This is a genomic window from Vibrio sp. qd031 (assembly GCF_002100145.1).
GTDB lineage: Bacteria > Pseudomonadota > Gammaproteobacteria > Enterobacterales > Vibrionaceae > Vibrio.
Map to the genome: position 1 here is coordinate 1 of NZ_JXQD01000002.1, position 12,907 is coordinate 12,907.

The 12,907-nt window shown below is 45.0% G+C and carries 17 protein-coding genes; 2 read left to right on the forward strand and 15 right to left on the reverse strand.

Annotation, left to right across the window (positions count from 1 at the left end):
* Nucleotides 1-68: 68 nt before the first annotated feature.
* The 14 genes from ST37_RS00910 to ST37_RS00975 form a co-directional block, all read right to left on the reverse strand.
* The gene (locus ST37_RS00910) at nt 69-362 is read right to left on the reverse strand and encodes a hypothetical protein (protein ID WP_084882688.1); all 294 of its coding nucleotides are present in this window, start codon (nt 360-362) and stop codon (nt 69-71) included.
* A complete protein-coding gene (locus ST37_RS00915; RefSeq protein WP_084882691.1) occupies nt 359-733 on the reverse strand; it encodes a GFA family protein in 375 nt (124 codons plus the stop codon). The genes ST37_RS00910 and ST37_RS00915 overlap by 4 nt, the downstream gene beginning before the upstream one ends.
* A 12-nt stretch (nt 734-745) precedes the next feature.
* On the reverse strand, nt 746-1,180 hold the full coding sequence (locus ST37_RS00920) for a GNAT family N-acetyltransferase (protein WP_084882693.1): 435 nt from the start codon (nt 1,178-1,180) through the stop codon (nt 746-748).
* A gap of 72 nt (nt 1,181-1,252) precedes the next feature.
* Nucleotides 1,253-1,852: a glutathione S-transferase N-terminal domain-containing protein gene (locus ST37_RS00925; RefSeq protein WP_084882696.1), complete on the reverse strand. Its 600-nt coding sequence runs from the start codon at nt 1,850-1,852 to the stop codon at nt 1,253-1,255.
* Complete coding sequence (locus ST37_RS00930) at nt 1,849-2,748, reverse strand: CPBP family intramembrane glutamic endopeptidase (RefSeq protein ID WP_084882697.1); 900 nt, start codon at nt 2,746-2,748, stop codon at nt 1,849-1,851. Before ST37_RS00930 ends, ST37_RS00925 begins: the two co-directional genes overlap by 4 nt.
* Nucleotides 2,749-2,848: 100 nt before the next feature.
* On the reverse strand, nt 2,849-3,313 hold the full coding sequence (locus ST37_RS00935) for a GNAT family N-acetyltransferase (RefSeq protein ID WP_084882700.1): 465 nt from the start codon (nt 3,311-3,313) through the stop codon (nt 2,849-2,851).
* Nucleotides 3,314-3,341: 28 nt separating this feature from the next.
* Entirely contained in the window at nt 3,342-3,650 is a 309-nt protein-coding gene (locus tag ST37_RS00940; protein WP_084882703.1) for a putative quinol monooxygenase, read from the reverse strand.
* A 9-nt stretch (nt 3,651-3,659) separates the two neighbouring features.
* Nucleotides 3,660-4,259, reverse strand: a complete 600-nt coding sequence (locus tag ST37_RS00945; RefSeq protein WP_084882705.1) for a LysE/ArgO family amino acid transporter — start codon at nt 4,257-4,259, stop codon at nt 3,660-3,662.
* Between the two features lie 482 nt (nt 4,260-4,741).
* On the reverse strand, nt 4,742-5,803 hold the full coding sequence (gene rsgA / locus ST37_RS00950) for a ribosome small subunit-dependent GTPase A (protein WP_084882708.1): 1,062 nt from the start codon (nt 5,801-5,803) through the stop codon (nt 4,742-4,744).
* Nucleotides 5,804-6,088: 285 nt separating this feature from the next.
* Nucleotides 6,089-6,469, reverse strand: coding sequence for a copper chaperone PCu(A)C (locus ST37_RS00955; RefSeq protein ID WP_084883431.1), 381 nt, complete (start codon nt 6,467-6,469; stop codon nt 6,089-6,091).
* Between the two features lie 82 nt (nt 6,470-6,551).
* A complete protein-coding gene (locus ST37_RS00960; RefSeq protein WP_084882711.1) occupies nt 6,552-7,148 on the reverse strand; it encodes an SCO family protein in 597 nt (198 codons plus the stop codon).
* 1 nt (nt 7,149) lies between these two features.
* The gene (locus ST37_RS00965; RefSeq protein WP_084882714.1) at nt 7,150-7,590 is read right to left on the reverse strand and encodes a hypothetical protein; all 441 of its coding nucleotides are present in this window, start codon (nt 7,588-7,590) and stop codon (nt 7,150-7,152) included.
* Nucleotides 7,587-8,498 (reverse strand): DUF368 domain-containing protein, encoded by a 912-nt coding sequence (locus ST37_RS00970; protein WP_084882717.1) that lies wholly within the window; start codon nt 8,496-8,498, stop codon nt 7,587-7,589. The genes ST37_RS00965 and ST37_RS00970 overlap by 4 nt, the downstream gene beginning before the upstream one ends.
* 167 nt (nt 8,499-8,665) lie before the next feature.
* Complete coding sequence (locus ST37_RS00975; RefSeq protein ID WP_084882720.1) at nt 8,666-9,775, reverse strand: M20/M25/M40 family metallo-hydrolase; 1,110 nt, start codon at nt 9,773-9,775, stop codon at nt 8,666-8,668.
* A 161-nt stretch (nt 9,776-9,936) separates the two neighbouring features.
* On the opposite strand from ST37_RS00975, the gene ST37_RS00980 reads away from it, so the two are divergent.
* Nucleotides 9,937-10,488 carry a GNAT family protein gene (locus tag ST37_RS00980; RefSeq protein ID WP_084882723.1) on the forward strand — a complete coding sequence of 184 codons (552 nt, stop codon included), beginning with the start codon at nt 9,937-9,939 and terminating at the stop codon, nt 10,486-10,488.
* 75 nt (nt 10,489-10,563) lie between these two features.
* Here ST37_RS00980 and ST37_RS00985 read toward each other — a convergent pair whose 3' ends face one another.
* Entirely contained in the window at nt 10,564-11,478 is a 915-nt protein-coding gene (locus ST37_RS00985) for a M14 family metallocarboxypeptidase (protein WP_084882726.1), read from the reverse strand.
* A gap of 114 nt (nt 11,479-11,592) precedes the next feature.
* On the opposite strand from ST37_RS00985, the gene ST37_RS00990 reads away from it, so the two are divergent.
* On the forward strand, nt 11,593-12,777 hold the full coding sequence (locus ST37_RS00990; protein WP_084882729.1) for a BamA/TamA family outer membrane protein: 1,185 nt from the start codon (nt 11,593-11,595) through the stop codon (nt 12,775-12,777).
* Nucleotides 12,778-12,907: the final 130 nt, after the last annotated feature.

A 12,907-nucleotide genomic window follows, 5' to 3' on the forward strand; every position in this document is an offset into this window, starting at 1 on the left:
ATTCTTCTGTGTGTCGAGTTCGTTTCGTTTTCTTAATGGACATTGATTCACCTCGTTAGTGATTTTACTCACTTAACTCGGTGTCCGATACTGCTGGTACGGATCATACTTTTACAAAATATGCCTCTTAAATAGGGCAGTAAACCAACCCGGTCGAGAGCTAATTCAATATCGTCTACCGTTGACTCTTGGGCATTGGTTGCAAGATACAGCGGGCAGTGTTTAGACAGCCGTTTCAATCCGTCTAACGCTCCTTCGACGGCCTCTACTTTCGGCCAATCGCACATTTTTCCGCCGAATTGAGGATAATCCACCATTAGGGTATCGCCCCAATCAAACAAAACGGCTTTAATCGTTGTCATGGTTTATCCTTTGGGTGATTGACACCGTCGACATAGCGAACGGGTTCAAGTTCGAAGGGCTGCACACCATCCACACATGCGGCGTTAACACCAAACTGATGTGGGTTGGATCGTCGCTGATGGTGAGTGTAAATTCCGCAGGTTTTACAAAAGTAATGTTTTGCTGTCATGGTATTGAACTGATAGAGGGTAAGGTTGTCGGTCCCTTGCACAATCTCTAAGTGCTCAAGATCGACCGATATTGCAATGGCTCCCCGTTTTCGGCACATTGAGCAGGTGCAACGCCTAGGATCTTTTAAACCTTCAGGTAGAGTCAGTTTGAGCTCTACCGTACCGCAATGGCATCGTGCAAATTGAACGGGCATTGTCATTATAACTACCTCTCAAACGTTATGGTTGCTGGACGCATTGTGGGAGTACATTCTAACTTCTTCTCTTCGTACCCATCCTAGCTTTTGATAAAACTGCTGTGCGGTTGCGTTGTCTTGATTAACAAACAGATGTGTTTTATCAATGCCTTGATTTTGCAAAGCGACTATCGCGCACTTTAGCAGTTGTTTTCCTAATCCTTGACCGCGGTGAGTCGATGCAATTGCCAGGTGCTGAACGTAGCCACGACGACCGTCAGTTCCTACCAGTATTGCCCCGACTATTTTGGCGCTGTCACACAATACAAAACTAAGCCCTGGGTTGTGTTTTAGGTAACGGTGAATGTTTTGCTCTGAATCCGCATCGCGCAAAAGCATTTCACTGGTATCGTGCCAAAGAGTAATGACGTTGTTGTAGTCGTCAGGCTGCATTTCCCTTGCTAAAATCATGACCGTCCTATCTAAAATAAACAAGCATTACAATAGCATACTGTCTATGTTGCTCGGTTTTCAACCATTAATCTAGTTTGGCTCAGCATCTGCAACAGCAGTAATCTTGCGTAAATGGTTTATGTGATTTTGATAGGGTGTCTGCTGGGCCATGCCGTGTTGTAAGGCTTTTTTGTAGATTGATGCGACAAAGATATCGGCGAGCGTAAACTGTTCGCCTATTGCAAACTGGCTTTGTTTAAATAAACGAGGAGAGAGTGTTGTCAGCTGACGAGATAAGAAATCAACGCGTAGCGGCTGTTTTGCTGACTCGTCTAAGTCGGGGCGCAATAATGAAAGGATGGTTCGGTTTTGCGGCATGTGCAAACTACCGTTAACGAACTCGCACATCGCCCTAACTTCAGCTCGTTGTTGCCAATTGCTGCCCAATATTGTTGGGGTTGGGTATCCTTCTTCTAACGTCTCGATGATCGCCATTGATTCTGGAATGATAACGCCACTTAGCGATAGACAAGGTACGTAACCCATGGGGTTGATGTGTAGGTATTGTTCCCAGCGCTCGCTTTCTCCTACGTCGATCTTTGCGTGGGGGATTTGTTTGTAATTGAGTACCCATTCGACGCGCTGGCTACAATTGGAGCCGGCAGCAGTATACAAGATAATTTCCTTCACACTATCTCCGTTTGCTGTGAGGTTGATACGCTATTAGAAGTGTTGGTGGTTGGTAGTGAAAACAGCGTCGACTTGCGAGCCAAGCAGTAGATGGCCCATACCGAAATAGCGAATGCTGCATATAAACCATAGCGCCATTCAGACTGAAACTGCGTGAGTGAATAGAGTGTAGGTTTACCGTGAACCATCGCGTCCCAAGCCATAACCAGCCAGACGGCGAGGTTGTTGAGCGAATGAATGAGAATAGGTACAATTAATCGCCCCGATTTTTGATAGCTGTAACATAACAGAGCACCAAATAGAGCGGCACTGAACACTTCGCCATGCAAAAGTCCAAACAATAGCGACGATACGAATACAGCAACCCAAAACGTGTATTTTTGGCTAAGGCGTGCGTATATGATCCCTCTAAATACAAACTCTTCTATCAGCGGAGCGAACACCACAATAGATACAAAAGACACCAGGTTGGCGAAGATAGGAAAATGGTTACCATCAAATAGGATGATTGATGGTGCTTCTAACAACAGGCTTATAACCCAACCTTGATAGTCTGCCGAGTATGACAGCGGAAAGTACAAGGCATACAGGACAACATAAGTGAGTGCGATATTAACAAAGGAGAACTCTACTGCGACTCCAACATCGTTTAACACTGGTCGGCCAAACAGCGCGTTAGTATTGAGTTTATGCCACCTTATAAATACCAAGCTAACCATCAGAAAAGCCAGTTGAAACCCTAAGGCACCGATCAACCAAGACCAATATGATGGAATACCATTGTCTAGTGACTCAGCGAACAAATACAGCAGTGTTGGCACTGAAAAGCCCAAGACAATAAGGCCGAGGACAAACCATCGGATAGGCGGAATTGTATAAAGGTGTGTATTCGGCATTTTCTCTCCAATTCACAATACTTGGACACGAGAGTAGCTTACTCAGTTTCTAACGAGGCTTTTTCGAGTCACAACACATAATCGACGCCAATAGAAGGGATCAGGCTTTAGTCAGCGATAGCACCATATGTGTCGAATTGGGATCGTGTTGATAGTCGGCGAAAGGTTCACAGGGCGTGAAGCCAAAAGATTGATACAACGTTCTGGCTGGTTTGAAGTAGTCCATTGTGCCTGTTTCAAGATAGAGTTCGTCATAGCCTCTATTTTTTGCGGTCTCAATAAGGTGGTTGAGAAGAGCTTTAGCCACACCTTTGTTACGCGATGCTTGGGTCGTTCGCATCGATTTGATCTCTGCCATTTTGTCACAATGCTGGCTAATGGCAGCACAGCCAAGCAAAGTATCTCCATGCCATGCACTATAAAAACTGATGTCGGGCGTACTGAGTTTAGTAAGGTCTAGTGCATGGACACTTTCGGCTGGAGAGGTTGCGTGCATATCGCTAAGGTGCTCTTCCAACAAGCTTATGATTTGTGGGTGTTGAAGCACACCCGATTTAATGTCCATATGTTCACTCCTTAGGCGAAAAACTCAGTTAACGATCCTTGTTGTTGGACTTGTCACCATCGAGCCCATTGATTTTATAGTGTCGCTCTACGTCTTGCGACACTCGTCCCCAATACGAACGCTTCACTCTACTTTGATGAAACTCAAAAGCCGCTTTATCGACAAAAGACTCGTTAACATAGAACTTTTGAGGGTTTGCCTGATCTTGAGAAATAGTAAACGACAAACAGCCACTTTCTTGGCGAGTAAGTTGTATATGTCTAACCATCGCGGCGCGCACTTGTGCAAGTTGCTTTGACGGTACAATAATGTATCCCGTTAAGGTGACAGTATCCATAGTAGTCATCTAACCCGTCACTAAACTGTAGGCAATGGCCAACATAATCACGCCAACGAGTGCTTCTAGTATTTGCCAAGAGCGTGGTTTTTCAAATACAGGCGCAAGTAAACGAGCCCCATACCCAAGACTAAAGAAAAAGAAAAAAGAGGCACACACTGCGCCCGCACCAAAGACAAAATGGTGTGGTTGATACTGGGTTGAAATAGAGCCAAGCAACACAACGGTATCCAGATAGACATGGGGATTAAGCCAAGTAAACGCGAGCGCAACAGAGATCGTTTTTACCAGTGATGTTGTCGGTTGATCTTTGGTTTGGATGGCGTGCTTTTGGGTAAAAGCCGAACGAAAACTGAGTAGCGCATAAACGGTTAAAAATAGAGCGCCACCATATCGGGCGAAGGCTTCTATGGTAGGAAATTGTTGGACTATCGTACCAAAACCGGCCACACCGGCTGATATTAGCAGCGCGTCAGAGAGTGCGCATACAAAGCACACGGCAAATACGTGGTGTCTTTTTAGCCCTTGTTTCAATACAAACGCATTTTGAGAACCGATGGCTAAAATCAGAGAAAGGCCTAGAGAAAAACCTGCAATGAACGCACTCAAGTGACTGTCCTTGTTACTAAAAACACTAGTGTGACATTCCACATTAGTGTTTTTAGTCGTAAATTGCCAGTGTAAAACGATAACTATTTACAGATGATACGTGCGCTTAATTCGTTGTCTGCTGCGATACAGTGTTTAGCAATACGACGCCTGAAATAGCCTTTTGAATCTGGACTTATAACAATCGAAGAAATTAACTGGTCAGAAAATTGTGCCGGAAAAATCGCTAAGAGCAAGGCAAAGATTGCCGTAGATAGTTGTTCTACCTAGAAAATCTTTAACGGCCCTATTAGAGATTACAACAAGCAAGAATGATCAGTTAATTGCTTTGGTTAATGGAATTAAATCGGCTGAGGCTGGAAAGGTGACAATAGTAGACCAGAGATGGGTTTTTCTGCTTTCTGAAAGTGTTTAAAAGCGTTAGCGCCTATGACGGCGCTAACACTGGGCGGTTTAGTTCTTAAACGTCAGATAAATGAAGTTTAGAACCCTTTTTTGCGATGACGAGATTCACTTTGAATAGAGCGATACATTTTACCCAGAGCTTTGTTCTTGGAGCGAAGCTCTGCCAAAGAGGCACCATTTCTTGCTTGCTCTCGCAATAGCTTAAAGTAGTTATTAAGTCTTCGTTGGTCTATTTCGCCCGCGGTCAATGCGGCTTGAATAGCACAACCTGGTTCCTTTTCATGATGGCAATTACTGAAACGGCATTGTTCAGCCAATGTTTCGATATCCGAAAATGTCTCACTTACGCCATGTTCACTGTCGGCAAGTTGCAACTCTCTCATTCCAGGAGTATCAATGAGAACGCCGCCAGTGGGTAGGAAATGAATTGAGCGAGACGTCGTAGTATGACGGCCTTTGCTGTCGTCTTCACGGATCCCGCCAGTGGCTTGGGTTTCGCCACCCATCAAGCTGTTGACTAATGTCGACTTTCCAACGCCAGAGGAGCCAAGAAACGCAACGGTTTGCCCTGCATTGCACCATTGGTTTAGCTTAGATACGTCCTCTTGACTAAGCGCATTAACAGACTCGATCCTCAATAGAGGGTCGAGACTTTGTACTTGGGCCTTTTTCTCATCGACGTCGTCGCACAAATCTGCTTTGGTTAGAACGATAACCGGCTCTACTTGAGCTTCGTTTGCTAATACAAGGTAGCGCTCAATTCGACTTAGGTTGAAGTCTTGATTGAGTGAACAGACGATAAACAACGTATCGACATTGGCTGCAATGTATTGACGTGCAACCTTACTTCCTGGAGCCTTGCGGCTAAAGAATGAAGACCTATCTAGCTCACGCACAAAGCGTTGTTCACTGTCTAAAATAATCCAGTCACCAACAGTGAGCGAGGGGAAGTCGGCGTGAATAGCCAAGCTTATTTCGCCTTGCTCTGTGATCAAATTATATTGCGAACGGTGGTGAGCCGTGACGCGCGCAACAATGTTTCCATCGTAATCATTGAGTGTGAGTTGTTGTTGAAAAAACGGTTGCCAGCCTAACTGACGAAGGGTTAGAGACTGGTTAGTATTTGAATTGTTTGTCATTGGTTTCGATGCCATAAATTAAATGTGTGCGCAATCAATGCGCTAAAAATTGGGCGAAGCCCAGCACATGCACCGAAGAGAGATGGAGAGGGGTAATAGAAATTAAAGGCCTGTCTTACTCTCGTGGCGCTTTGGGTTGAATACAATCATTCTTGTCCTCCTAATATGTGGAACGTGTTAAACGCTGCGAGTCTATCACAGCTTTATAGCAGTAAAAAACCTTTGCAAGATGTAAATTGATATAAACACCATAACAATTGATCTCGTAAAGGTTTTATAGTTCTATCAGTGTTTGTGGTGGCTCATACCCGCCATGACTTTTTTGATTGGAGCGACAATGGTTTGTGTTGCACCATTGCTAAGTGACAGTGTCACTTCGATGTCGTCGCCCTCTACAAACTCGCGGGTCAGTTCAAACAACATCACATGGTAACTACCAGGTTTTAATACTAGCTCACCAGAAGCGTCGATTGTCAGTGCGTCTAGCTGTCGCATTTTCATTACGTCACCGTCCATCACTACAGTATGTAGCTCAACTTTTTTTGCGGCAGGCGTCGTTGCAGACACTATATCTATAGAGGAATCACTATGGTTATGCGCTGTAAAAAAAACCGCCGAGGTTGGGGCATTAGGTGGTGTAGCACGCGCGTAAGCACCATCAATCATTAAGGTATTTGATGCGTGAACAGAAAGCGATGTTAACAGCAGGCTTGAAAATAAAACGAGTCCTTTGCGCACAGTGATTTCCTTATTCTTTTGCGTCTTGAGTCAGTTGCAGCATAGCTGCTTTTATTGGGTCTGGCGAAAGCGTATGAGGCACCTTGGTAATAAGTTTACCTTCGTTATCAACAAAATAGAAATAAGAGTTATGGTCAATACTGTACTCTAGCGCCGAGTCTTCCAGCTCTGTTTTTTGGTAAATAACGCCGTAGCGTTTGGCCAACTCTTCGGTGACTTCCGTGGTGCCAGCGACACCGCTAAAACGTGGATGAAAGTACTGAGAGTACTTGTGAGCATCTTCGCCCTTATCACGTTCCGGATCCAGCGTTACAAAAACGGGGTAATACTGATTAAGGGTCTCATCGTCGAGCTGATTATAGGCACCCGACAACATGGCTAGGGAAGTCGGGCAAACATCTGGACAGCGTGTAAATCCAAAATAGAGAATGCGAATACGGCTGTCTTGTGGGTCGAAGAGATTGATCACACCGTCATTACCAACCACCATCGCACTGCCTTGCTGAGCTTGCTGGTGGGTGATTTCTTGCTGGCCATCAAAATAAAGTTTGGTTGCAAACCCCAGAGCAAAGGCAACCACCAGAACTAACGTCCAATTTTTACTCACATTAACGCTCCATGCTTAATTTAAAAGTGTGGCTACTGTGCCCATCATTAATTTCGCCAACCCAAGTCATTGCATCCGAGGTGCAAACTGGAAGAAGTAAATCACCTGTAAACGTGTTTGCTTGAGTACGGTTGAGCACAAAGCGAGGCTCACCCATCTCCATCTCTACACCCTTTAGAGAGACTCTAATTCTGTCCGCGTCTGTATTTGGCCATGTTGCGGTTATCGTTGTTGGCTGCATTGCCTTAACAACGTCCTGCGCTAATACGGCACTTGTAGCATCCCAGCGACACTCTGAGGTAGTCATATGGCACAATGATTCTATCTCAACGGTCTCGTTGTGACGGTCTAGCAGGTTGGGCAGTTCAGCTAAGCCATAACCTAAGACAAACACTATAACGACAAGGCCAAGTTTACTAAGGATTGCTTGCTGTTTACTCATCTTTCAGCCCACTTCTCTAGAGCTAATACCAAAATTATGGCGACAGACATCATTAATACGGCAATGAGGATCTGAGATGGATTACCGGTTAACGCTTCAAACTGCTGAGGGGTAAGATTCTCTTGGATTAACGGCACCTGTTCGCCACTCGAATTGGTTCGAAATGACAGAGTCTGTTTCCATGGCCAGATTTTTGGCAAAGTGCCAATCATCAACCCCACCAAAAATGTGAGGGTAATAGCGCGGTATTGCTTAAGTAACCAAGACAGTAGGTGCGAGAATGATAGTAGGCCAATCACGCAACCTGACGCGAACAAAAGTAAGCTCACAATGTCGAAGCTCTTCACTGCGGCTAATATGGGCGCATACATGCCAAGCAATAGCAAAATAAAGCTTCCAGAGATACCAGGCAATATCATGGCACTAATCGCGATTGAGCCCGCAATGACAATATTGAGGCTGGTTGGATCCATGGATAACGGATTTAAAATGGTGATGCTGTAGGCAAAAAACATCCCTACGGGCAACGCCATCCATTGCGCTAAATGAGCGATTTTAACCTGCCGTAGAATGTGCCACACCGACACCATGATAAGACCAAAAAAGAACGACCACACGGGAATAGGGTGCGTATCTAACGCCCAAGTGATCCCTTTAGCTAAGGTTAATATACTTAATAAGATGCCACTAAACAGCGCAAGTAGAAAAGGGCCATTGATGTAATTGAATGCGGCTCTAAACCCTTCTTTTTTCCACATCACTAGCACTTTGGGAGATATTCGTCGAATGCTGTCGAGTAGGGTATCGTAGATACCGGTTATGAAGGCAATGGTTCCACCCGATACACCAGGAACGACATCGGCTGCGCCCATCGCCATACCCTTAAAAAACGTATTTAAATAGTTCATCTAAAAAGAATTACCAGCTAACAAAGGTGATTGTCAAAAGAATACTCGGGTCTTTGGGTTCAGTCTGTCTCATTAAACGAAAAATTAGATCCCAAGACGGTTATATTACTGAATGCAAAAAAAAACGCCCTGACTATATCAGGGCGTTATTGATTTAGGAATCTAGATCACGATTTACTAAGGTAACTGGTTAAGAATTGAGTGATTTTTTCCATATCATCAATGGCAATGTACTCTTCAGTGGTGTGGACTTTTGCCATGCCAGTCGAAAGATTCGCCGTGACCAATCCTTTTTCGTTGAATATATTTGCGTCGCTACCACCGCCAGTGGACGCCAGTAGAGGTTCGATATCCAGCGCCGTAAAGGAGGTCATCAGTTTTTGAATGAACGGATGGTCATGCTCGATGTGGAACGCGTTGTACGAACGAGAAGACTCGATGTCAATGTCGGCGCCGTGACACGATGCTGCCTTTTCGAACGTTGCAACCATATGGTCTACTTGCTCGGCAAGTTTTTGGTCATTGAGAGAACGAGCTTCCGCTTCAATGTATAAGCTCGGCATCACAACGTTGGTCGCTTCACCACCACGAACAACACCAATGTTTGCCGTCGTTTCTTCGTCGATGCGAGAAAGGTTCATTTGCGCGATGGCATCGGCGGCAACGGTTAAAGCGTTAATGCCCGTTTCTGGGGCTAAGCCAGCGTGGGCAGGTTTACCAGTGATGGTAACTTTTAAGTTTTGTTGCCCAGGTGCAGTAGTAATAATGGTGCCAATAGGGCCGCCTGAATCAAGCACGATAGCTTGCTGCGACTCAATTTTGCTCATATCGTAATGCTTTGAACCGTGAAGGCCGCCTTCTTCATATACGGTGAAGGCCAATTCTAGCGTTTGGTGTTCAAGGTTATTGGCTTGCAGAATACGAACCGCTTCCATAATTGCTGCAATCCCAGACTTGTCGTCACCGCCTAATATGGTGTTTCCCTTCGAGCGAATGATGCCGTCTTCAATAATAGGCTCAATGGACTGCCCAGGAGCGACTGTATCCATGTGCGCACTCACCACGACACTACCTTCCAATTTCCCCGGTAACTTTGCGTAGATATTGAAGCCATTTGAAATGTCACTTGGTACAGGCAGAGCAGTTACGTCAAACCCTAGCTCAGTGAGCTCTTTATCAAGCGTGGTAGCAATGGCAAGCTCGTTACCTGATTCACTGTCGATTTTTACTAACGAGATGAAATGGTCAACTAGACGGTCACGGTTAATTGAAATCATATTGGCGATTGGCCTCTTTTAATGGTGTGGAGCAATTTGTATGACTATTACTTAACGCGAGTCGTGCGTGCAAGGTCATGCGCTGGATCAATAATTGTCTCTAAATTGCATTTGTTTAACCGATGGATTACTTTGAGCTAACCGCAGTTATGGAATGACTTATGTTTTCTTACACAATTGACAATGATTTAGAGCTACAGCTGATTCACCCTACGTTCGCGCCAACGATACATCGACTCGTTTCTGCGCAGAGAGAGTACTTATCTCAATGGTTATTATGGCCTCCACACTGTACAAAAGAGGAACATTTCAGCGCTTTTATCGAACAATCTTTACACGACTACGCCTCTCAAAAATCCATGGTGTGTTCGATTTTTTATCAAGGCGAATTCGTCGGTAATATTTCGTTTAACAGTGTGTCGTTTACACTAAAAAAAGCAGAAATTGGCTACTGGCTTTCGCAAGAGAAGCAAGGGCTAGGCATCATGAGCAGAGCCGTGAATGCCATGTTAGACATTGCTTTCGTAAAGATGGAACTGGCTGTGGTGACGATTGCTGCCGCAACCGAGAATAGGAATAGTCGACGAGTCGCTGAGCGCTTAGGCTTTCAGTTACAAGGGACCTTGCCTCATTGCGAAAATTTTAACGGTAGGTTAGTCGATCATGCCATTTACTCTATTAAACGAGATGATTGGCTTAACGCGTCGCAGTGATTTTGAAACAAGAGACACAATACTTGTGATGCGTCATCTCAAATAGAGAAAGCCCTCATAAAGAGGGCTCTCAAGTTACATTTGCTTCGAAAGGTATTTCAGTGCGCCTTCAATCGCTGCCACTTGAGCTAAATTGCAGTTGTTTGCATCAACCTTAGGACTATCAGGATAAACCTCCGTCGTGGTGCAAAAACGAGCGCCAGACAGACCTGCACACAGTGACAGGGCTTTGAGTGGGTAACGGATAACACCTTCTTGCACAACGTCCGAGCCAATGATCTGATTATTATGATCGGCTGGCGCAATATGAGTAACCTCACGGACACTGTCAATAATTGCCTGTTGCAGTGAGTCACAAGGCGCGTCACTGTTATCTACTGTATAAAATCCATCTGGAATCATACCCGCTTCATACTCTTTCCCATCGCGAGCTGCCAGTGCCGGACGAAACTCAGTTTCATCTGAATCTGTGGTTTCGTGGAGATCGAAGTGCGCATAAACCTCGGTAGAAAGAGCGGCAACCATCTCCATTAAGTAGGCGGACTCTTCTGAGGGGGAGTCGATGTAGAACGAACGATTCGGATCAATGGCGTTTGGGTTCCAGCGATTGATCACTTCATAGCTCCAAGGGCTCACGCACGGCACAATGACAAAGTTAAATAAAGCGTCATAGTGCTGAGCCGTTTGTTTAGCAAACAGTAACGCACCTTGAACACCACTTGTTTCATAGCCGTGCACACCGCCAGTTATGAGGATGGTGGGGAGGTCCTTTATCCAATTTTTTGACTTAAGGACCATCAGCGGATAACGGTCAGCATCAATGGGGAGAGCGCCATATTGCTCTACAGTGTACGTATCAGACAGTTGATTAAGCGGCTCCAACACTTCTTTTAGATAACTTCTTTTAATGCTTTGCGACTCAAACCATTGAGATTTATTTGCGGCGGTCCAAGGGGTATTGGCTGTTCCAATTGGGTAAAAGTGTGTCATGGCAATACTTTATTTTAGTTGAGTTATGGTTAGCATATCAGCATTTGTTTTGATTAAGGTAAAACTGAGGTGAATGTTTTACAATACAGCGATCTTAATTAAAAGGACTTGGCTTTGCTTTTATTTAATCTTAAAGCGCAATATTTTTCGGTCAGCGTGTTACTCGCGACTAGTTTAGTGTCGACGGCACTCTATGCAGACGATATAACGCCTATCTTTGAGCATGAGCCAAATGCAGTGACGGGTGCCATGGACGATGTGATGGCAGTATTTGGCGCCGAGGAACAATATGACGAGTCAGCAGGTATGGACTCAAGTTACATCCCCGCCATTTACTACACACCAGAAAAAGGTGCAGGTATTGGTCTTTTATACGTTGGCTTGTATGGAAGTACACATGGCGGAACGACTCAGCCATCTACATTGATCTTAAACCCTTATTACTCGTCAAATGGCTCGAAGGGTATCACCATCGAAAACCGACACTTTTATCCAAACGATTCTCACCGGTTGTATCTAGATATGGAGATTTACGATGATGCTGGTGCGTATTATGGCGTGGGTTATCAACAAGGTCAGGACCAAAATAACCGACTCAATTTCGCTGAGCGAGCGTTTATCGCAGAACCTTCATGGCTAAAACGAGTGGCGAATAACTACTTCTTAGGTGTTGGGTTGAACTACAACAGCACGCGCGCGACAGACTTCTCAGCAGAAATGGATGGAGAGGATATGAGTCATGCTGTGGATCTCTATCCTAACGTAAGCTGGGGCGGCTCAATAAGCGGCGTGTATGACTCACGCGACAATGTGGCGAACTCTACGCAAGGCGTTCTATTTGATTTGCAAGCTGGTGCTTATCACTCGTCTGAAACGGACAAATGGTTTGGGGAGTACAGCGCCGAATACGCTCAGTATCATGCATTGGGATCCTTTCCTGGTCTACTTGCATGGCAAGTACAAGGAGAGTTTACTAGTGGAGAGGTGCCTTGGAACCGACTACCAGACCTTGGCGGGGATAATGCCATGAGAGGTTACCTAAAAGGGCGGTACAGAGATAACCAAATGACAATGACCCAAGTGGAGTATCGAGTACCCGTTTATTGGCGCTTAGGTATGGTGTTTTGGGGCGGAGTAGGCTCCGTAGCACCAGAAGTAAATCAATTGGGTGACAATGTGCTTACAACCTATGGAACCGGTTTTCGTTTTGCCATCAAAGATAAAGTTAATGTTCGGGCCGACATTGGGTTTGCTGAAGATGAAACAGCCTTTTATTTCCACGTGAATGAAGTCTTCTAAGGTCTCTTGTGTATTGCATTATGCAACAATGGCGCCGCATAATGCAATTACAACTGTAAGTATTATGTAACCAGATGAATAAAATGTTAATATAGCTCAAATATCGCTCAATAATTGAGCGAATATCGTT